A 19,918-nucleotide genomic window follows, 5' to 3' on the forward strand; every position below is an offset into this window, starting at 1 on the left:
GACGGAGATCCAGGGAGCGCCGGGCCCACGGCTGCGGCTACGACCGCGTCGCGGTGAGGCGGTAGGTGCCCGTCGCGCAGCCCGTGACGCGCCAGCCGCCGGGTGTCCGGCGTTCCGTCAGGCCGGTGACGCCCTCGGCGCGGGTGACCGGTCGGGCGCTGCCCGGGATCCAGAGGTCCAGGGTGCAGGCGGGGCCGGTCGCCCGGGAGGAGGTGCTGCCGGTGACGGTGACGGTGCCGGTGTGCGGGTCGGAGGTGAGGGAGGCCAGCGTGCCGGGGGCGGTGCGCGGGTAGGCGCGGGCGAGGACGGAGACCACTGCCGGGTCCGGGGGCAGGTCCTGCTCGGTGGCGCAGTCGACGCCGATCAGGTTGCCGGTGGCGGCGGCGTGCTGGTCGCTCTCCGGGCCGCCGCAGGCCTGCTTCCAGACCCAGAAGGCGGAGCCGGTGCGGGCGCGGTCCTCGGCGGCGGCGAAGCGCCGCATCATCGCCGCGTTGCCCGGCAGGTCCGGGCCGAACCAGCCCCACTCGCCCGACCAGAGCGGCATGCCGTACGCCCGGGCCTGCTGCTCGGCCAGCGCGAAGCCGCGCTCGACGGAGACCAGCGTGATCCCCAACTCCCGGTCCATGGTGATGGACTGGCTGTAGAGGTGGGGCGCGAAGACCAGGTACGGGTCGGTGCTGAAGCCGCGCGGCGGCGCCGCGTCGAAGCCCAGGCCGGACCAGAGCACGCTCGGCTCGACGAACACCAGGTGCGGGAAGCCGCCCTCGGTCTGCTGTTCGGCGGCCCGGATCGCCCGGACGGCGCGGTCCTGGTAGGCGCCGAGCAGCACGGAGGAGGTGGCCGGCGGATCCTCGCCCACCCCGGGTTCGTTGAGCAGGCCGTATCCGGCGACGGCCGGATCGGCGGCGAAGGTGCGCGCCAACAGGGCCCAGGCACGCACGAGTTCGCTCTGGATGCCGTCGGTGTCGTGGTAGAAGGCGCTGAACGCGCGGGCGTTGGCGGGCGTGAGGTCGCGGCCCAGTGACTCGCAGCGGGGGGCGCCGTCGGTGATCGTGGCCCAGGCCGGGGCCCCGTCGTAGCCGATGATCGGCGTGCTGCCGGCCGGGCAGGCCGTCCCGGGCGGTGCGGCGATGGCCGGGCCCCAGGCGTCCTCGTGCATGTCGAGGTCGGTGTAGAGGCCGTGCCGCGCGGCCATCGCGACGGTGGCCCGGATCCGGTCGAGGTAGGTCAGGTCGTAGTGCCCGCGGCTCGGCTCCAGCGCCGACCAGGAGATGCTGAGCCGGACGACGTCGAAGCCCATCGCCGCCATGGCCGCGAAGTCGTCCTCGCCCAGCGGCCGGACGGTCTGCCGGCCGGGCGTCTGCGCGTAGTAGTCGACCAGCTGGTTGACGTTGACGCCGCGCAGCAGGACCTGGCGGTCGTTGACGTCGACGATCACGGCCGGGGAGTGCGCGGTGGCGGGACGCACGGTGAGCGCGGGCAGGTCGGCGGCGGCCGTCGCCCGGGCCGCCGCACCGGCCGAGGGCGCTTCGGCGGCCACGGTGGCCGGGGCGAGCAGCGAGGAGCCGACGGCCAGCACGGTCGCGGAGACGAGCCCGGCGGCCGCCCGGCGGCGCTGCCCGCGAACGGCATCGAGCAGGCGGCCCCCCAGCAGCAGGGCGGGAGCGACGGCCCAGCCGGACACGACGCCCAGCGAGACGCCGGTGCCGATGCGCAGCGCCGCGTCCGGAACGACGAACAGGTCCCCGCCGCCGAGGTCGCGCGGGAGGGCGAGCAGCGCCTGCACCGCCCCGGCCGCCGCGCCGCCCCCGACCGCGGCGAGCCAGCCGCCCAGCAGGAGCCCGCCGGGCCGGGTGCGGTCGAACCGCCGCGAGGACCGGGCCAGCAGGACCGCGCCGACGACGGCCGCCGTCACCAGCTCGACCGCGAACCGGCCGGCCCCGAGCGCCGGTCCGAGCGGCAGCCGCCGCAGAGCGAGCGGCTCGCCGTAGAACGAGGCCGCCGGCGAGCCCTCCCACAGCAGCGGGCCGACCAGCGGGCCGAGCAGCGCCAGCGGCAGGGCCGTGCCGACCAGGCACCGGCGCGGGCCGGGAGGCGGCCCGGCCGGCAGCCGGCCGGGCTCCGTCGGCCGCGACCGGACGAGGTACGCCCACGCGCCGAGCAGCGCCGGAACCCAGCCGATCAGCGCGACCCGGGACGCGGGCAGCCCGCAGTCCCACAGCGCGGTCGCGAGCCAGGTGCCGGATCCGCCGCGCACGCCCACGCCCGCCGTCCCGGCGAGCACCTGCCCGAGCCGGGCGAGCCCGGTGGCCAGCACGGTGACGCCCCACAGCCGCAGCACCAGCGCCAGCCCCCGCCGCCCGGCCCGCCCCGCCACGTCCCCGCACGAGACGACGGCACCCCACGCGGTGACCACGACCAGCACCGGGAGGAACACCGCGGCCCCGGCCACCGACCACAGTCCGCGCACCGGCGCCACCCGCAGCGCGGCCCAGGCCAGTGGCGTGAACAGCCCGGTCGGATCGGCCCGGGCGGCCGCGACGCAGACGGCGACCAGCGCACCGGCGGTCACCGCGGCGGCGACGGCGGGGCGGGCCGCGCCACCGGCGCCCGCCCGGCCGGCGGTCGGCGTGCGGCGGAGCGAACGGGCGAGGACCCCCGACCAACGGCTGCGCGATCGTGACATGGCCTGGCCCTTCTCCGGTTCCCCGCTCCGAGGTGCTTGGGGAACCGTAGGGCCGCTGCTCCGGCGCGGGAAGCAACGTTTTCGGCGCCGAGCTACAAGCCCGGGTTGTGGACCCCGGGGCGCGGCGTCTCGATGGCGGCGACGATCGCGGCCTCCCGTTCACGGACCTGCCGTGCCACGGCGACGAACCGCTCCACGCCGGGGCTGCGCTGCCCGCTCCTCCAGGCGACGGCCAGCACCGAGCCCGCCACCCCGGTGAGCGGGACGTACCGCACCCCCGTGAGCGGAGTGAAACGCTGCGCCGCGGCCACCGTCACCGCGCACGCCAGACCGGCGGCGACCACCTGCAGTTCCTCGGTGTGCGAGCCGGTCTCCCGGACCACCCGCGGCGGTCGGCCGCCGCGGTGCTCGTCGAGGCTCCAGAAGCGTTGCCACACCGTGTCGGCGGTGCGGCCGACGGCGAGCGGCTCGTCGACGACGTCGGCGGCCGTGAGACTGCTCCGGCCGGCCAGCCGGTGGTGCGGAGGCAGTGCGACGACCAGCGGCTCCGTGAACAGCGGCACCGCCTCCAGGCCGGGCGCGGCCAGCGGGAGCCGGACGAACGCCACGTCGCTGCCGCCGTCGGCCAGCCCGGCCGACGGGTCCTCGAAGCCGCTCTCGCGGAGCTCCAGCCGGACGCCCGGGTACCGCTCGGAGAACTCGGCGACGATCGGTCCGGTCAGCTCCAGCGCGCCGCCGATCACGAACCCCAGCCGGACGGTGCCCGCCACGCCCCGGCCGGTGCTGCGCGCCGCGGCCACGCCGGCGTCCAGCGCGGCGAGCGACTCCCGGACGGACGCGAGGAACGCCTCGCCGGCCGGCGTCAGCGCCATGCTGCGGGTGGTGCGGGCCAACAGCCGCACGCCGAGGCTCACTTCGAGGTCGCGCAGCTGCTTGCTCAGTGCCTGCTGCGTGACGAAGAGACGGACGGCCGCCCGGCTGAAGTTCAGCTCCTCGGCCACCACGACGAAGTTCCGCAGTTTCTGGGTGGAGACATCCACAGCCGCTGATTGTAGGCGCACGCCCAACTCGTTCTTCCGGCACCGGAATCGCCCGCCGCCGGCGCGGCAGGAGCCGTCGGCGGCCGGGCCCGTACGGTCCGGCCGGGCAAGGTCGGACGCCCCCACGGACCGGGCCGGTCGGCCCTCGCCCGCACCGCCGGGCCCGCCTAGCGTGGAACACGACCCGGCCGTCACCGGACAGCGGCCGCCGCAGCGGTGGAGGAGCCATGACATCGCCCACCCGACCCGGTCCCACGGTGCCGGGCGTCGGTGCCGGGCAGGTCGGTCCCGCCGCCGTCGGAGCCGAACCGCCGGAGGGCGGACCGGCGATCCGGCGGCGGGCTCACCGGTCGGCGCCGCGTCGCCCGATCCGTCGGGCGCCCCGCCCGGTGACCACCGTTTCCGCCGGGCCCGGCACGGCCGACCCGCCGACCAGAGAGAGGTAGCACCACCATGCGTGCCCTGATCGTCTACGAAAGCATGTACGGCAACACCGGGAAGGTCGCCGAGGCGATCGCCGACGGCATCCGGACCACCGTCCCGAACGCCGAGGTGCGGTGCCTGCCGGTCGCCGAGGCCGAGGCCGACGCCGTCCGGGGCGCGGACCTGCTGGTGGTCGGAGGCCCCACGCACATGCGAGGCATGTCCACCGGCCTCAGCCGCACCCTGGCCGAGAAGTCGGGCGCACCGGAGCACAGCCCCGGCCTGCGCGCCTGGTTCCGCACCCTCCCGGACGACGGTGCGGGCGTCCGCGCCGCCGCCTTCGACACCCGCGCCGGAACGAAGCACGCCGGAGCCGCGGCCGACGGCATCGCCGCGCGCCTCACCCGCCACCACTACGACCTGACCGCCGATCCCGTCGGCTTCCTCGTGGACGAGGTCGACGGCCCGCTGCGCGACGGCGAGTTGGACCGCGCCAAGGCCTGGGGCGCCGCCCTCGCCTGACGGCCGCCCCGCGCCCGGCGGGGTGCCGCAGCGAGGAGGAGGGGGTGTCTACCGGTGGCTGCCGCCGCCGCGGCCCAGGCGGCGGTGCAGGACGACGGCGACGCCCGCCAGCAGGAACGTGGCGCAGACCGCGCCGATCAGGCCGATCGAGCGGGTCGAGTCGGCGTGCGCGACCGGCTCGGTGACGGTCCGGTCTTCGGTGGCGGCCAGTGCGAGCAGGGACGGGCCGGGGTCGGCCACCGGCCACGGGGAGGAGGAGGCCGTGGGGGACGGCGGGGCGGCGGCCGAACGGGACGCGGACGGGCTGGTGGACGGGCTGGTGGACGGGCCGGTGCCGTGGCCGGTGTGCCCGGCGGCGGTGGGGGTGGCACCGGCGGTGGGGACGGTGGCGGTGCCGGTGCCGTCGAAGACCACGTCGGAGCAGGAGTAGAAGGCCTCGGGGCTGTCGGAGCGCTGCCAGATCAGGTAGATCAGCTGCCGTCCGGTCCGGCCGGCCGGGATCGTGCCGGTCAACTGGTAGGAGCCGTTGACCAGTTGCGGGTCGGTCGCGGTGAGGAACGGCTTCGGGTCGAGGTTCGACCAGGCCAGCGGCTTGGTCGGGGAGTAGCTGGAGTTGGTGAGGAAGAGCTGGAAGGTCCCCTTGTGGGGGGCGGTGGCACGGAAGTTGAAGGTGAACGAGGCGCCGGAGGTGAGGCGGGTGGCGGGCCAGTCGGCGCGCGGCAGGTCCATGCCCTTGTAGGTGTCGCTGCCGGCGCTGCACAGCTTGCCGTCGGGGATCAGTTCGCGGTGGCGGCCGTCGGCGTCGCCGATCCGCAGGCTCATCCAGTCGTACAGGGCGGCGGTGCCGCCGGTGGCGACGGCGGCCTGGCAGGCCGCCGACTTGGGGTGCTCGGCGCCCTCCTGGTAGCAACCCTCGACCCGGCTGATCGGGTTCTGCAGGCTGCCGTGCGCGGCGGCCGGGCCGGTGGCGGAGGCCAGTGCGGCGCAGGCCAGGACGGCGACGAGGGCGAGCGGCCGGCGGATGCGGGGCATGCGGGATCCCTTCGGGGAGCGGCGGGTTGAGGGTGCGTCAGGCGGAGCGGAGCGTGTCGGGCGGCGCGGCGGCCCGGTGCCGCCCCGGGGCGCCGTGGCGCGCGGGGCCGCTCGCCAGGGCCAGCGGCACGCGCGGGTCGGACGGGGCCGGGAGGACGGCGGCAGCCGTCCCGGAGGGCAGTTCCGCGGCGGCGGCCGGTCGGGCGTGCCGCCGCCGGGCGCCCGGTCCGGGGGCGGTCGACGGATCGGTGTGAGGGGCGGCGCTCTGCGGCCCGGCGGCCTGCGGCGGCACGACCTGCGCGGCGAGCGAGTACGGGACGGGGGACAGCGGCAGGTCCACCACGTAGGTGATGCCGGTCCGCCCCGACGCCCGGCGCGGCTGCAGGACGCCGCCGTGCACGGCGACCATCTCGCGGGCCAGCGGCAGGTGGGCGGTGCTGCCGCCGTCGCCGGGGCCGGTGATCTCGATCCGGACGGCGTCCGCGTCCCGCTGGCCCGCCAGCCGCACCGTCGGCGGGGAATCGGCCGGCAGGCTGGGAGCGGCGTCGGCCGCGAGGTGGGCGAGCGCCTCGGCCAGCAGGTGCACGTCGGCGGTCACCTCGACGGCTGGGGCGTGGACCGAGAAGCGGACCCGGCCCAGACCCGCGAGCGCGCCGGCCCGGTCCACGGCGCGGCTCAGCACCTGGCGCAGCGCGACCGGTTCGGGGTGCGGCGGGTCGCCGCCGACGGTGCCGGCCGGCCTTCCGGCGAGCACGTGCGCGACCAGTGCCTCGGTGCGGGCGCTCTGTTCGGCGAGCTCGTGCAGTTCCCCGGCGGCCTCCGGCCACAGTCGGGTGGCCGGGTCGCGGGCGAGCCGGGTCAGGTGCGCGGTGAGCGCGGCGGCGGTGGGCGCGAGGCTGTTGCTCAGCACGCCGGTCAGATAGGCGTGGTCGGCGGCCACGGCGAGTTCGCGGCCGCGGTCGGTGAAGGCCATCATCGCGCCGACCACCTGCCCCTCCGCCCGCACCGGGGCGACCCGCAGGGTGACGGCCAGCAGGCGTCCGTCCCTGCGCCGGAGCAGCGCGCAGCCCTGTTGGCGGCGGCCGGTGGTCAGCGCGGCCCGCAGGGCGGGCGGCCCGGGGTCCGCTGCGGGCACCGGGGGAAGCACCAGGGAGTGCACGGGGTGGCCGGAGAGCTCGTCGGACCGGTACTGCAGCAGGCGCAGTGCGGCCGGGTTGGCGAGGACGCAGCGCCCGTCGGTGTCGATCCCGAGGATGCCCTCGGAGCTGGCCCGCAGCAGTGCCTCGGTCTCGGCGCGCCGCAGGTCGAGCTCGGCGCCGGCGCGCTGACTGTCCGTCAGGTCGCGGGCCACCACCAGCTCCGGGCCGGTGGCGGGCAGCAGGGCGGTGGACGGCAGCAGGCGGGCGAGGTCGGCGCCGAGCCTGCTGGAGCGGACCTCGGCGGGGAAGGTGCTGGCGTCGATGCGGTGCGCGGTCGTCCGGACCGTGCCGACCGGGCCGCTCCCCGGGTCGGCGGGGTCCGTCCGGCCGGGGAGGCGGCGCAGGTAGAGGTCGGGGAGCAGGTCGAGGACGCCCAGGCCGGTCAGACGGGTCCAGGGGGCCCGGAAGGCGTGGCAGGCGGCGGAGTTGGCCGTCAGCACGGTGCCGTTGGAGTTGATCAGCAGCGCCGGGTCGGGCAGGGCGTCGAGGACGGCGGCGAGCCCTGCGCGGGGGAGGTGGTCGGTCACGGTGTCCGTCCCGTCGTGGGTGGCGGTGGTGGAAGGGCGGTGCCGGTCAGCAGCGCGCGGCGGCGGCAGCCAGGGCGGCGCGGGTGGCCGGCCCGTACACGCCGTCCTCGCCGCGGATCCCGGCCGTGCGCTGGTAGGCCGTCAGCACGGCCCTGGTCCAGTCGTCGAAGGTGCCGGACACCGTCCGACGGCCGGGCGGGGCGCAGGCCAGGTCGAGCAGTCGCAGCTGGAGCCGCCGCACCGCCGGGCCGCTGTCGCCGTAGCGCAGCACCGCCGGGTCCGAGGCGGTGGGCGACGGCAGGGCCGTGGTGGCGGGTGGCGGCGCGGTGACGCGTGCCGCGGGCGGTTCGGCGGACGGGGTGCTCCGCGCGGCGGGCGGCGTGGCCCGGAGGGTGGGTCGGCGGGTGGTGCTCGGGCGGTCGCCGGGCCGCCCGGTGGGGCCGGTCGGCGAGGCGGAGGCAGTTCCGGTGCCGGTGCCGGTGCCCGGGCCGGGCGTGGCGCTCGGTTCGGGGTCGAGGGTGACGGCCGGCAGCCGCGGCGGGTCGGCCCGGTCGGCGGTCGGAGCGGAGAGCAGCGTCGCGCCGAGGCCGCAGCCGGTCATCGCGAGGAAGCCCGAGGAGGCCAGCACCAGGGCGGTGCGGCGCAGCGTTCGCGGGCGGTGCCGATGCGCCCCCGTGCGGCGCACGGCAGGGGCGGGGCCGATGGCGTACGTGCCGAGGGCGGTCGCGGGCCGCGGCTCGGGGAAGCGGAACTCGGGCAGCGGCGCGGCCACGTCGTGGGCCCGGGCGGGCGGCACGTACGGGCGGACCAGGGCGGGCTGCTCGAACGGGGCCGCGGTGCACCGGCAGGGCTGCTGGGCTCCGCAGGCGCAGGGCGGGTTCGGCATGGCGTTCCTCGGCGGACTCGGCGGGCGGGATGGCGGCGGGACGGCCCACGGCGGCGGGCCGCCCCGCCCCGGTGGCCGCCCAGGGAAGCGGACCACCGGTTCTCTCCTCCGGGTCCGGCCGGGCGCGCCACCGGGCCTGTCGCCCGGGGCCGGGGGAGCCGCACGCCGGCGGGCCCGGAGGAGAAGTCTCAGCCGCGGCGCCGGCGGGCGAGCACGACGATTCCCGTGCCGACCGCCAGCACCACCACTGCGGCGCCGGCCAGCGCGAAGGTGCCGGTGGAGCCGGTGAAGGCCAGCGATGTGCCGGGAGCGCGGGTCTCCTCGGGGGCGGTGGACGGGCCGGCGGAGGCCGACCTCCCGGGCGCCGGGGTGGTGTGCTGCGCGGGCCGGCTCGGCGCGTTCTTCCCGGGCGCGGTGGTGGACGGCGCGGCGGGCGCGGAGCCGGACGGCACCGGGGTGGCGCCGGGGCTCGGCGGGGCGGTGGGCTGCGGCGCGGGGGCGGGCGTGCAGTCGAACACCGGGGCGCCGGTCCACGGGTAGTTGTGGCTCTCGTTGCCCGAGCCGTGCATCTTGACGTCGCCGCCGATGTAGACGCGTCCGTTGGTGCTGGCGGTGAGGTCGGCCGTGGCACCGGGGGCGAGCAGCGAGCCGATGAAGTTGCCGCCGCCGCCGAGCGTCAGCGACGGCGTCTCCCGCAGGTTGTAGAGCACCTTCGAGGCGGCCTCGCCGAAGTGCGCGGAGGTGTACAGGTCGACCTGCTCGCCGTTGTAGCCGACGGCCATCGGCGAGATCGACACCGGGTGGGTGCCGGTCACGTTGACCACCACGGAGGCGTCCGCCGGAACGCCCTCGAAGAGGAACGTCGACGCCCGGTCGAGGTCCGCGCCGGAGATCTCGAACACCTGCAGGTTCCCCTGCGACGGGCCGGTGCTCCGGAAGGTGACCGTGCCGCCGCCGGCCTTCGCGGTGCCGGTCGGCTTGAGCGCGCCGAGCCGCGCGGACTCGTCCTTCACGGTGGCGGCGAAGCCGCTGTACGCGCCGAGCGCTTCGGTGCCCAGGTCGGATCGGCGCTCGCCGCCGTTGGTCTGGAGCGTGCCCTGCTCGTCGATCACGCCGCCGACCCGCACGCCGCCGCCGTAGGCGGGGCCCGCGGTCAGTCCGTGGCCGATGTCGAGCGTGGTGCCCTTGGCGATGCCGAGCCGGCCGCCGACGACGAGCATCGGCTGCCCGTCGGCGGGCAGGATGCCCGAGCCCGCGCCGACCCGGCCCACGTTGAAGACGCCGCTCTTGGCGAAGGTCGCGTCGCCGCCGACCACCAGCAGCCCTTCGGCCTCTGCGGCGCCGCCGTCGACGGTGTAGCCGCCACCGGCGAACAGTGCGACGTTTCCGTCGGTGAATTTCGGCTCGTGGCCGATCGCCGGGGCCTGTCCGGAATTCGGGCAGGCCCCGGTACGGCCTTTTCCGGGAGCGGGATCGGCGGCGTGCGCGGTACCCGTGAGGAGAATTCCGGTGCAGGCCGCGACGGCGAGCGGGGCGGAAATTCGGTCGAGGTTTATGGTTCCGATCTTCACGGGACGACACTCTCACGCTGCGAAGAGCGAAGAAAAGCCGCCGGGCAACGGTCGGGCATCGACGGTTTTAAAGCGATTCCCGGTTTTCTCGAAGAAACTACAACGAGCCCCGGCGCCCGCTCCGGCGCCCCGCCCGCCGTGCTCCGGCCGCCGGGCGGCGCGAGGCGGCCGGGGTGCCGTCCGGACCGGCCCCGGCTCCGTTGGGCAGCCACAGCCGGACCTGGGCGCCGCCGAGCGGGGAGACCCCCAACTGCACGCCGCCGCCGGTCTCCTCGGCCAGCCGCCGCACGATGTCCAGTCCGAGTCCGGTGGAGCCGTCCTCGGCGCTGCCCACCCCCCGGCGCAGCGCCGCCTGCGGGTCGGCGATGCCCGGCCCGGCGTCGCCGACCGTGATCAGGACCTGTTCGCCGACCGCGACCACCACCTCGAACGCGGCACCCGCCGGGGTGTGGCGGAAGACGTTGCCGAGCGCCGCGTCCATCGCCGCCGCCAGGTCCGAGCGGGCCACCGGCACCTCGGCCGGGCCCGGATCGCCCGCGAACGCCCAGCGCCGGCCCTGGTCCTCGGCCAGCGCCGACCAGAACGCCATCCGCTCGGCCAGCACCTCCAGGGCGTCGCACCGGGCCGGCTCCTGCGGCACGCTGCCGGTGCGGGCCGTGGTGATCACGAAGTCGACCTCGCGCTCCAGCCAGCCGACCACGTCGCGGGTCTGCTCGGCCAGTGGCCCGTCGTCCATCGAGAACGCGTTGAAGCGCAGCGCGGTGAGCGGTGTGCGCAGCCGGTGCGACAGGTCGGCGGCGAACTCCCGCTCGGCGGTGATCATCTGCCGCATCCGCTGCGCCATCGCGTTGAACGCCAGTGCCACCTCGCGGAGTTCGTACGGGCCGGCGGTGGAGGCGGTGACGTTCAGGTCGCCCGAGCCCAGCGTCCGGGCGACCGACGCCAGGCTCCGGGTGGCGCCCACCAGGCGGGCGGCCAGCCGGTCCGCGACCAGGCTGGAGATCACCACCAGGCTGACCGCCACCCCGCCGAGCACCAGCCAGGTGCTCCACAGGCCCCGGGTCAGGTCCGCGTCCACCAGGTGGACCTCCACCAGTGCGACCGCGCCCTGTCCCACCGCCACCGGCCGCAGCACCGCGTACCCGCCCGGAACCCGCACCGTGTACACCCGCCCCTGCCGGGCCGCCGCGGCCAGCTGCTCGGGTCCCGAACGCGCCGGCCCCACCACCACGCCCGACGGCAGGTGGACGGCGATCCGGCCCGCCTCGCCCGCCGGAATGCTGGCCAGCGCGCGCCGCAGCTGCTCCTGGTCGGTGGTCACCACCAGCACCGGTTCGATCGCCGCGGCCTGCTGCTCGGCCTGCGCGAAGGCCCGTTCCCGGGCGAACTCGCGCACCGTCAGCGCGAGCGGAATCAGGAATGCGAGGGCGACCATCGCGGCCACCGCCACCGAGAGCCGCGCCATCGCGCCCCTCACGGCAGCCGCACCCGGGTCGATTCCGGCACTGTCCACGACATTTTCCACACCCGCACATTCGAATACCGGGACGGCCCGCACCGGAAACCGGAAGAAAAGAAGGAGGGTCCGCGCGAAATCCGGCGGACTCCGGTGGACGAACACCACCGGTGCGCATGGTAGCCAGTCCCCGGTCGAGCCGGACGCGCCGTCCGGGGCCGGACGGCGTGGTGCAGGATGGCGGCCATGCGAACGAGCACCAAGGCCATGGCGTGGGTCACCGCCACCGCGGCCGCCGCCGCCATCTCCTGGGCCGGCGTCAACCTGGTCCTGCGCGAGGCGGTCTTCGGCCCGCCCGACACGGTGTTCCTGCCCGCCCCCGCCAACAGCCGCCCCGAGCCGGGCGTGCTGCCGCCGGTCTCGACCCAGCCGCCTGCGGCCGGCCCCGTCACCGCCCCCAGCCAGAAGGCGCCCGCCTCGGCCGGACGCTCCGCCGCACCGTCCGCGAGCGCGCCGGGCAGTCCGACCCCCGCCGCCCCGAGCGCCCCCGCCACCGGGGCGGGCGACGGTCGCAGCTACACCGTTCGCGGCGGCCAGGTCGCCCTCTCGCTGGGCCCGGACTCCGCCACCCTGCTCTCCGCGACCCCCGGCCCCGGCTGGGCGGTCAAGACCTGGCGCACCGACACCTGGCTGCGGGTCGACTTCACCAAGGACGGCCGCACCTCGTCCGTCTTCGTCACCTGGAACGGTCATCCACCGGTCGTGGACACCTACGAGCAGTGACGGCCCGCGGCTCGGTCCCCGAAGGGATCTCCCCACCCGCGTTCAGCGATCTCCGACCGCCTGCCTGCGCGGCGAGCGCGGGCCCGCGCCCGGGCGGTGGCCGGCGACCTCGGCCGAACTCCGCTCCTCCGGAGGAAAATGAGACAGGCTCACCTATTGGTCGCCCCATCAACTAGCATGCTGGCCAGCCACACCCCGAACGCGTGAAGACGGCCCAGCCGACGCTCCCGTGCCGACTTCGGTCCCGCTCCCCTCAACGAGAACGCAGTCCAGGTAACCGCATGCACCCTCGCCCCACCCCCGCGCCCGCCCACGCCGCCGCGCACGGGAACGCGCCGACCGTCCTGGTCGTCGAGGACGACCCGACCGTCCGCACCGTCCTGATCCGCCACCTGACCTCCGTCGGCCACCCGGTCCGCAGCGTCGGCACCGCACTCGGTGCGCTGCGCGAGGTCTCGCAGGCCGGCTGCGACATCGTCGTCCTCGACCTCGGACTGCCCGACCTCGACGGCAGCGACGCACTCAAGATGATCCGCAGCATCACCGACGTCCCCGTGATCATCTCCACCGCCCGCGACGACGAGAACGAGATCGTCCGCCTGCTCAACGACGGCGCCGACGACTACCTGGTCAAACCGTTCTCCGGCCACCACCTCAGCGCCCGGATCGCCGCCGTGCTGCGCCGCTTCGCCGCCGCCGCGCCGCCCACCTCCCACCTGCTGCAGGTCGGCGCGCTCACCGTCGACACCCGCCGCCGCGAGACCACCCTCGACGGGCAGCCGCTCGACCTCACCCGCCGCGAGTTCGATCTGCTCGCCTACCTCGCCGCCCGCCCCGGCACCGTCATCACCCGCAAACAGATCCTCGCCGAGGTCTGGCAGCACAGCTACGGCAGCGCCCAGACCATCGATGTCCACCTCTCCTGGCTGCGCCGCAAACTGGGCGAAACCCCCACCGCCCCAAGGTACTTGCACACCGTCCGCGGCGTCGGCTTCCGTCTCGAAGCGCCCTGACGCCGGGGCGTGCTCCTCGGTGGGCCCGGGGCCGTTGTGCGATGCCGGGAGGGTGCCGAGGCGCGCGGTGCCGTTGCGGGCGGGCGGCTCTCCACGGGGCCGTGCGGGTGGGTGGGTCGAGCGGCGACGGCGGGCGGGCCCAGGCTGCCGGGCCGGGGCGCTGGGTGGGCGTGGGCCGGCTCCGCAGGGCCGCACCTTCGGCCCGGCAGGAGCGGACCGTGCGGAGCGGGTGCCCTCGGGGCGCCGGCGGCGGGCAAGCGGTGCCGCCCGGGGCCACCGGCTCCGGTCGGTCTCCGCGCCGCGCAACCCCGTAACTGCCGAGGCAGCGCCGGATTCACGTCGAGGGCGACGGTCGTCCGGCAGAGGCGGCCAGTAGGGTGAACGCCAGTCACCGTGGGCACCGGGAGAGCGGGGAGCGACATGGACGAGACTGGGGGGCGGCGGCCGCCGACGATGACGGACGTCGCGGAGGTCGCGGGCGTGTCGCACCAGACCGTCTCCCGGGTCCTGAGCGACCACCCCAACGTGCGCGAGGCGACCCGGGCGCGGGTGCTGCAGGCCATCGCCGAGCTGGGCTACCGGCCGAACTCGGCGGCCCGGACGCTGGTCACCAGACGCAGCCGGACGCTGGGCGTGGTCGCGGCCAACACCACGCTGTTCGGCCCGGCGAGCATCCTGGCCGGCCTGGAGCGCGCGGCCCGGCAGGAGGACTACCTGGTCGCCTCGGTCGGCCTGGAGGAGCTGACCGAGCACGCGCTCGGCAAAGCCCTTGAACGGCTGGGCAGTTGGGGAGTGGACGGCGTAGTGGTGATGACGCCGCACCGGCACACCGTTGCGGCCCTGGCCCGGCTGCCCCAGCCGTTCCCGATCGTGACGGTGGAGGGCGGGCACGACCTGGACCTGCCCGGGGTGGCCGTGGACCAGTTCGCCGGGGCGCGGGCGATCACCGAGCACCTGCTGTCACTGGGGCACACCACCGTCTGGCACGTGGCGGGCCCCGGCGAGTGGATCGAGGCGGAGGGCCGCCTGCACGGCTGGCGGGCGGCGCTGGAATCGGCCGGCCTCCCCGTCCCGCCGCACCTGACCGGCGACTGGAGCCCGGCCTCCGGCCATGCGGCCGGCCGCGTCGTCGCGCAAGCGTTCCGCGGCGGGGCGGCCCCACGGCCGACGGCGGTGTTCGCCGCCAACGACCACATGGCCCTCGGCCTGGTCCGCGCGCTGAACGAGGCCGGGGTGCGGATGCCCGCCGACATCGCCGTCGCCGGTTTCGACGACCTCCCGGAGGGCGCGTACATCACCCCGCCCCTCACCACCGTCCGGCAGGACTTCACCGCGATCGGCCGCGCCGGCATCGACCTGCTCCTGCGGCTGATCGACGAACCCGGCACCCCGGTCACCCACGTGACCATCGCCCCGCAACTCGTCGTCCGGGCCAGCACCGCCAGCGGCCGCAGGCCGGCACCCGGCAGCACGGCGGCCCGCTTCTCGGACGCCGCCGGCTCCGCCTGACGGCCAGTCACCCCGACGAGCCACCCGGCGAGCGTGCTCCGGCCGACGTCCGGCCGGGGGCGACGCCGGGGCCGGCTGTCGCTCTCCGCGCACCGGTCGCGCGATGCGAGGCGGTCGCCTGACGGTACGTCAGGATGGCTTCGGCGGACCGGAACTGATGTCGAGTCGGGTCAACGGCTCGGGAGCCTCGTGCTGCGCGGCTACGCCGTGCTCCACTGCGGCCGACCTCGGCGCACGCTCGTCCACGGGGCAGGCCGGGTGGGGGGACGCAATGCCCGGGCCTCTGGTGGCGCGGGGCGGGCGTTGCGGCCGGATCTCGTGGAGAACGGTGCCGGGGTCGTGGCGGAGCGCGGCGACCGGCTCCCCCGCGCCCGGGTGAGCGCCCGGCCCGAGGCGTCCAGGTCCTGGTGCCGTGTACGGCGGGGCTGCTGGTGGGCGCCGGCGCGGCGACCCGTCGCCAGGAGGGCGCGTCGCGCTGCGGGAGTCGGGTGGGAGGCCCGTCGGGTCCCCGGGCCGGCCGCCCTGCGCCGCCTTCTCCGCTGTCCGGTGGCAAGCGTCGGGCGCGGTGCCCACGCCGGCTCCGGTAACGCGATCGTTACGCAGGTGCGCTGGTGCGAGGGGTTGGCGAGCCTCCGTCCAAGCCGTAAGTTGTCGCCGGCAACAAATAGGGCGGCCGCCTTCCGCGCACGGTGCTCGCGCGCATCCCCCAACCCCACCCACGCACGTCCGGCGCAGGTCGGACACGCCTCGAAAGGACCCTGCCCATGCGCAAGGGGCTCCTGTTCGCCACCGCCGCCGTGACGGCGGCCCTGCTCACCACGGCCACGGCCTGCTCGTCCGCGGGCGGCGGCTCCGACCCGGCGGGCGGCAAGAAGCCGAAGATCGGCGTGATCCTGCCGGACAGCAAGTCGTCCGTCCGCTGGGAGACCGCCGACCGGCCGTACCTCGCGGCGGCGTTCAAGGCCGCCGGTGTGGACTACGACATCCAGAACGCCGAGGGCGACAAGCAGGCGTTCCAGACCATCGCCGACCAGATGATCACCAACGGCGTGAACGTCCTGGTCATCGTCAACCTGGACAGCGGCACCGGAAAGGCCGTCCTCGACAAGGCCAAGGCCCAGGGCGTCGCCACCATCGACTACGACCGGCTCACCCTCGGCGGCTCCGCCCAGTACTACGTCAGCTTCGACAACACCGAGGTCGGCAGGCTCCAGGGGCAGGGCCTGGCCAAGTGCCTGGGCGACACGGGCGCCAAGAACCCCGTCGTCGCCGAGCTCAACGGCTCGCCGACGGACAACAACGCCACCCTGTTCGCCAACGGCTACAACAGCGTGCTCGACCCGAAGTACGCGTCCGGCGAGTACGTGAAGGGCCCGAACCAGTCGGTGCCCGAGTGGGACAACACCCAGGCCGGCGTCATCTTCGAGCAGATGCTCACCAGCAAGCCCGACATCGCCGGGGTGCTCGCGGCCAACGACGGCCTCGCCAACGCGGCCATCGCGGTGCTCCGCAAGAACCACCGCAACGGGCAGGTCCCGATCACCGGTCAGGACGCCACCGTCCAGGGCCTGCAGAGCATCCTCGCGGGCGACCAGTGCATGACCGTCTACAAGGCCGTGAAGAAGGAGGCCGACGCGGCGGCGGCCCTCGCGGTCGACCTGGCCCACGCCAAGAAGGGCCAGACCAACTCCACCGTCCACGACCCGACCGGCAACCGGGACGTGCCGTCGGCGCTGCTCACCCCGCAGGCCGTCTTCAAGGACAACATCCAGGACGTCGTCACCGACGGCTACGTCACCAAGGCGCAGCTGTGCACCGGCGACTACGAGGCGCTGTGCACGAAGGCCGGCATCAAGTAGCGCCCGGCGCCCGGCCGCAGGCCCCCGAGTCCGGCCGCCGCCCGTGGGTCCCGTGCCGCCAGGGGCACGGGGCCCGCCCCGCCGAACCCCCCCAGGAGCCCCACCCATGACAGAGACACCGACCCTCGAACTGCGCGGGATCGACAAGAGCTTCGGACCGGTCCAGGTCCTGCACGACGTCGCGCTCAGCGCCTACGCGGGAGAGGTCACCGCCCTCGTCGGCGACAACGGCGCCGGCAAGTCGACGCTGGTCAAGTGCATCGGCGGGATCCACTCCGCCGACGCCGGCGAGTACCTCTTCGAAGGCCGGCCGGTCCAGGTCCACAGCCCGCGCGACGCCGCCGCGCTCGGAGTGGAGATCGTCTACCAGGACCTCGCGCTGTGCGACAACCTCGACATCGTCCAGAACATGTTCCTGGGCCGGGAGAAGCGCCGCGGCCTGGTGCTCGACGACTCGACCATGGAGGAGATGGCCGCCGCCACCCTCCAGAGCCTCTCCGTACGCACCGTCAAGTCGCTGCGCCAGAAGGTCTCCAGCCTCTCCGGCGGCCAGCGCCAGACCGTGGCCATCGCCAAGGCGGTGCTGTGGAACAGCAAGCTGGTCGTCCTCGACGAGCCCACCGCGGCGCTGGGCGTCGCCCAGACCGCCCAGGTGCTGGAACTGGTGCGCCGGCTGGCCGACAACGGCCTGGCCGTCGTGCTGATCTCGCACAACATGAACGACGTCTTCGCGGTGTCCGACCGGATCGCCGCGCTCTACCTCGGCCGGACGGCCGCCCAGGTCAAGGCGTCCGACGTGACGCACGCCCAGGTCGTCGAACTGATCACCTCGGGCCGCAGCGGCGACCTCGGCCCGCAGAACACCCCCAAGGGAGCCGCCGCATGACCGCCCTCGCCCCGGAGAAGCCCGAGCGGCCGCACCGCACCACCGGCCCCGCGGACGACCGGGCCGCAGGACTGGCGGCCGCCGGCCGCGGCTACCTCCACCAACTCCGGGCCGGCGAGCTGGGCTCGCTGCCCGCCGTCGCCGGACTGGTCGTCCTGTGCGCGTTCTTCGCGCTGCTGCGCCCGGTCTTCCTGTCCAACCTGAACTTCGCCAACCTGCTCACCCAGAGCGCCGGCAGCATCGCCATCGCGATGGGACTGGTCTTCGTCCTGCTGCTCGGCGAGATCGACCTGTCGGCCGGGTACGCCAGCGGCGTCTGCGCCGCCGTCCTGGCCATCCTGCTGACCGACCACGGCTGGCCCTGGTACGCGGCGGTGAGCGCCTCCGTGCTGACCGGCGCCGCCATCGGCCTGCTGCTCGGCACGCTGGTCGCCAAGGTCGGCATCCCCTCCTTCGTGGTGACGCTGGCCGCGTTCCTCGGCTTCCAGGGCGTCGTGCTGATCCTCCTGAAGGAGGGCACGAACATCTCCGTCAAGGACCCGACGGTGCTGGCCATCGCCAACGACAACCTCAGCCCGGCGCTCGGCTGGCTGCTGCTGGCCGCGTGCGTCGCGGGCCACGCCTTCCTCCAGGTGCGCCGCAGCCGCGACCGGCGCGGCCGCGGCCTGGCCGGAACTCCGGTGGCCCTGCTCGCCGTTCGGACCGGAGCCGTGCTGGTGCTGGGCGCCGCGGCGGTGTACCTGCTCAACCAGGAGCGCAGCCGCAACGTCCTGGTCGGCTCGCTCAAGGGCGTGCCCCTGGTGGTACCGGTGATCGGCGCCCTGCTGCTGCTCGGCACCTTCACCCTGCAGCGCACCGGCTTCGGCCTGCACGTGTACGCCGTCGGCGGCAGCCCCGAGGCCGCCCGCCGGGCCGGGATCAACGTCGCCTTCATCCGCACCGCGGCCTTCGTCGTCTGCTCCTGCCTGGCCGCCGTCGGCGGCATCATCGCCGCCTCCCGGGGCAACTCCGTCGACCCCAACACCGGTGGCAGCAACGTCCTGCTGCTCGCCGTCGGCAGTGCCGTCATCGGCGGCACCAGCCTGTTCGGCGGGCGCGGCCGGGTGGTCGACGCGGTGCTCGGCGGCCTGGTCGTCGCGGTGATCCAGAACGGCATGGGACTGATGGGCTACAGCTCGGGGGTCAAGTACGCTGTCACGGGATCGGTTCTGCTGGTGGCCGCCGGCGTGGACGCCATGTCCCGCCGCCGCACAGCCCGACGATGAGAGCCGCCCGCGATGAAAGCCGGTCCTTCCCCGGAAGAGGTCCGCCAGCACAACCTGGGCGTGCTGCTGCGCCACGTCCACTTCGAGGGGCCCACCTCGCGCGCCGTCCTGGCCACGGAGCTGGGCCTCAACCGCAGCACCATCCTGGGCCTGGTCGGCGACCTGGCGGCGGCGGGCCTGGTCCGCGAGGAACTGCCGCAGGAGACCCGCCGGGCCGGGCGGCCCTCACTGGTCGTCAGTCCGGAGTCCACCCGCGTCCACGTCCTCGCGGTCGACCTGGGCGTGGAGCGGCTGGTGGCCGCGCTGATCGGGCTCGGCGGGGTGTTCCTGGACCGGCGGGAGCGCTCGTGGCCCGCCGAGCAGTCCCGGGAGCCCTCCCGAGTCGCCTCCCTGATAGCCGAGTTCGCCGACCGGATGCTCGCCGGTGCGCCGGACGGCAGCGCCTGCGTCGGCGTGGCCGTGGCGGTCCGCGGCCTGGTCCGGCAGCCCGGCGGACGGGTCGCCCTCGCCCCCAACTCCGGCTGGCAGGAACTCGACCTGGCCGGCGAGCTCACCGAGCGGCTCCCGCCGGGCCTGCCGGTCCTGGTGGCGAACGAGGCCAACCTCGGCGCACTCGCCGAGCACCGCCGCGGCACCGGCCGCGGCAGCCAGAACCTGGTCTACCTGCACGGCGAGATCGGCATCGGCGCCGGGGTGATCAGCGGCGGCGAACTGCTGCGCGGCGAACGCGGATTCGCCGGCGAGATCGGCCACATGACGGTCAATCCGTTCCGGGGACGGCCGTGCGGCTGCGGCGCCCGCGGCTGCCTGGAGGCCGAGGCCGGCGAACGGGCCCTGCTGGAGGCCGCCGGCCGGGACCCCCGGGCCGCGGGCGCCGAGGCGGTGCGGGCCGTGGTCGCCGCCGCCGACCTCGGCGACGTCACCGCGCGGGCGGCGCTGCACCGGGTCGGCGACTGGCTCGGCATCGGGATCGCCAACCTGGTCAACCTCTTCGACCCGGACCTGGTCGTCCTCGGCGGCACCCTCCGGGACGTCTTCCTCGGCTCCGCCGCCCAGGTGCGCAGCCGGATCAACACCGACGCCCTCGCCGCGGTGCGGGAGAAGCTGCGCCTGCGGGTCAGCGAACTCGGCGGCGACACCGTGCTGATCGGCGCCGCCGAGCTGGCCTTCGCCGAGCTGCTGGCCCGCCCGCTGGAGACGCTCGCCCGCTGCGGGAACCGGTGAACCCCGGCCGCTCCGGGCGGCCGGGGTGCACCGCTGC

Annotated in this window: 15 protein-coding genes; 8 read left to right on the plus strand and 7 right to left on the minus strand. The window is 75.6% G+C overall.

Annotated elements, in window-relative coordinates; translation table 11 throughout:
* Positions 1 to 37 precede the first annotated feature (37 nt).
* Positions 38 to 2,686, minus strand: coding sequence for a glycoside hydrolase family 5 protein (locus ACFV1L_RS19375; protein ID WP_380367350.1), 2,649 nt, complete (start codon positions 2,684 to 2,686; stop codon positions 38 to 40).
* 92 nt (positions 2,687 to 2,778) lie between these two features.
* The gene (locus tag ACFV1L_RS19380) at positions 2,779 to 3,726 is read right to left on the minus strand and encodes a LysR family transcriptional regulator (RefSeq protein ID WP_380367352.1); all 948 of its coding nucleotides are present in this window, start codon (positions 3,724 to 3,726) and stop codon (positions 2,779 to 2,781) included.
* A gap of 453 nt (positions 3,727 to 4,179) precedes the next feature.
* Between ACFV1L_RS19380 and ACFV1L_RS19385 the strand changes: the two genes are divergently transcribed.
* On the plus strand, positions 4,180 to 4,671 hold the full coding sequence (locus ACFV1L_RS19385) for a flavodoxin family protein (RefSeq protein WP_380367354.1): 492 nt from the start codon (positions 4,180 to 4,182) through the stop codon (positions 4,669 to 4,671).
* Positions 4,672 to 4,719: 48 nt separating this feature from the next.
* Here the strand turns inward: ACFV1L_RS19385 and ACFV1L_RS19390 are convergent, their stop codons facing one another.
* The 5 genes from ACFV1L_RS19390 to ACFV1L_RS19410 form a co-directional block, all read right to left on the minus strand.
* Positions 4,720 to 5,703 carry a lytic polysaccharide monooxygenase gene (locus tag ACFV1L_RS19390; RefSeq protein ID WP_380367355.1) on the minus strand — a complete coding sequence of 328 codons (984 nt, stop codon included), beginning with the start codon at positions 5,701 to 5,703 and terminating at the stop codon, positions 4,720 to 4,722.
* Between the two features lie 37 nt (positions 5,704 to 5,740).
* On the minus strand, positions 5,741 to 7,429 hold the full coding sequence (locus ACFV1L_RS19395) for a PAS domain-containing protein (RefSeq protein WP_380367357.1): 1,689 nt from the start codon (positions 7,427 to 7,429) through the stop codon (positions 5,741 to 5,743).
* A gap of 46 nt (positions 7,430 to 7,475) precedes the next feature.
* Positions 7,476 to 8,315: a peptidoglycan-binding protein gene (locus ACFV1L_RS19400; protein ID WP_380367359.1), complete on the minus strand. Its 840-nt coding sequence runs from the start codon at positions 8,313 to 8,315 to the stop codon at positions 7,476 to 7,478.
* A 188-nt stretch (positions 8,316 to 8,503) separates the two neighbouring features.
* Entirely contained in the window at positions 8,504 to 9,886 is a 1,383-nt protein-coding gene (locus ACFV1L_RS19405; protein ID WP_380367361.1) for a choice-of-anchor A family protein, read from the minus strand.
* 97 nt (positions 9,887 to 9,983) lie between these two features.
* Positions 9,984 to 11,363, minus strand: a complete 1,380-nt coding sequence (locus ACFV1L_RS19410; RefSeq protein WP_380367459.1) for an ATP-binding protein — start codon at positions 11,361 to 11,363, stop codon at positions 9,984 to 9,986.
* Positions 11,364 to 11,588: 225 nt separating this feature from the next.
* Between ACFV1L_RS19410 and ACFV1L_RS19415 the strand changes: the two genes are divergently transcribed.
* From ACFV1L_RS19415 to ACFV1L_RS19445, 7 genes are all read left to right on the plus strand, one after another.
* The gene (locus tag ACFV1L_RS19415; RefSeq protein ID WP_380367363.1) at positions 11,589 to 12,125 is read left to right on the plus strand and encodes a hypothetical protein; all 537 of its coding nucleotides are present in this window, start codon (positions 11,589 to 11,591) and stop codon (positions 12,123 to 12,125) included.
* A 281-nt stretch (positions 12,126 to 12,406) separates the two neighbouring features.
* On the plus strand, positions 12,407 to 13,138 hold the full coding sequence (locus tag ACFV1L_RS19420; RefSeq protein ID WP_380367365.1) for a response regulator transcription factor: 732 nt from the start codon (positions 12,407 to 12,409) through the stop codon (positions 13,136 to 13,138).
* 420 nt (positions 13,139 to 13,558) lie between these two features.
* Positions 13,559 to 14,647: a LacI family DNA-binding transcriptional regulator gene (locus ACFV1L_RS19425; RefSeq protein WP_380367367.1), complete on the plus strand. Its 1,089-nt coding sequence runs from the start codon at positions 13,559 to 13,561 to the stop codon at positions 14,645 to 14,647.
* Positions 14,648 to 15,411: 764 nt separating this feature from the next.
* Positions 15,412 to 16,506 carry a sugar ABC transporter substrate-binding protein gene (locus ACFV1L_RS19430; protein ID WP_380367369.1) on the plus strand — a complete coding sequence of 365 codons (1,095 nt, stop codon included), beginning with the start codon at positions 15,412 to 15,414 and terminating at the stop codon, positions 16,504 to 16,506.
* 106 nt (positions 16,507 to 16,612) lie between these two features.
* Entirely contained in the window at positions 16,613 to 17,392 is a 780-nt protein-coding gene (locus ACFV1L_RS19435; RefSeq protein ID WP_380367370.1) for an ATP-binding cassette domain-containing protein, read from the plus strand.
* Positions 17,389 to 18,657, plus strand: a complete 1,269-nt coding sequence (locus ACFV1L_RS19440) for a sugar ABC transporter permease (RefSeq protein WP_380367372.1) — start codon at positions 17,389 to 17,391, stop codon at positions 18,655 to 18,657. Before ACFV1L_RS19435 ends, ACFV1L_RS19440 begins: the two co-directional genes overlap by 4 nt.
* A gap of 12 nt (positions 18,658 to 18,669) precedes the next feature.
* Positions 18,670 to 19,881 carry an ROK family protein gene (locus ACFV1L_RS19445; RefSeq protein ID WP_380367374.1) on the plus strand — a complete coding sequence of 404 codons (1,212 nt, stop codon included), beginning with the start codon at positions 18,670 to 18,672 and terminating at the stop codon, positions 19,879 to 19,881.
* Positions 19,882 to 19,918: the final 37 nt, after the last annotated feature.

The organism is Kitasatospora sp. NPDC059646, assembly GCF_042734615.1.
In the GTDB taxonomy this organism is placed as follows: Bacteria; Actinomycetota; Actinomycetes; order Streptomycetales; family Streptomycetaceae; genus Kitasatospora.

Coding starts and splice junctions, on each gene's coding strand:
- ACFV1L_RS19440 (WP_380367372.1), top strand. CDS start 17,389: ATGACCGCCCTCGCCCCGGAGAAGCCCGAGCGGCCGCACCGCACCACC.
- ACFV1L_RS19425 (WP_380367367.1), top strand. CDS start 13,559: ATGGACGAGACTGGGGGGCGGCGGCCGCCGACGATGACGGACGTCGCG.
- ACFV1L_RS19445 (WP_380367374.1), top strand. CDS start 18,670: ATGAAAGCCGGTCCTTCCCCGGAAGAGGTCCGCCAGCACAACCTGGGC.
- ACFV1L_RS19375 (WP_380367350.1), bottom strand. CDS start 2,686: ATGTCACGATCGCGCAGCCGTTGGTCGGGGGTCCTCGCCCGTTCGCTC.
- ACFV1L_RS19420 (WP_380367365.1), top strand. CDS start 12,407: ATGCACCCTCGCCCCACCCCCGCGCCCGCCCACGCCGCCGCGCACGGG.
- ACFV1L_RS19400 (WP_380367359.1), bottom strand. CDS start 8,315: ATGCCGAACCCGCCCTGCGCCTGCGGAGCCCAGCAGCCCTGCCGGTGC.
- ACFV1L_RS19435 (WP_380367370.1), top strand. CDS start 16,613: ATGACAGAGACACCGACCCTCGAACTGCGCGGGATCGACAAGAGCTTC.
- ACFV1L_RS19385 (WP_380367354.1), top strand. CDS start 4,180: ATGCGTGCCCTGATCGTCTACGAAAGCATGTACGGCAACACCGGGAAG.
- ACFV1L_RS19390 (WP_380367355.1), bottom strand. CDS start 5,703: ATGCCCCGCATCCGCCGGCCGCTCGCCCTCGTCGCCGTCCTGGCCTGC.
- ACFV1L_RS19415 (WP_380367363.1), top strand. CDS start 11,589: ATGCGAACGAGCACCAAGGCCATGGCGTGGGTCACCGCCACCGCGGCC.
- ACFV1L_RS19430 (WP_380367369.1), top strand. CDS start 15,412: ATGCGCAAGGGGCTCCTGTTCGCCACCGCCGCCGTGACGGCGGCCCTG.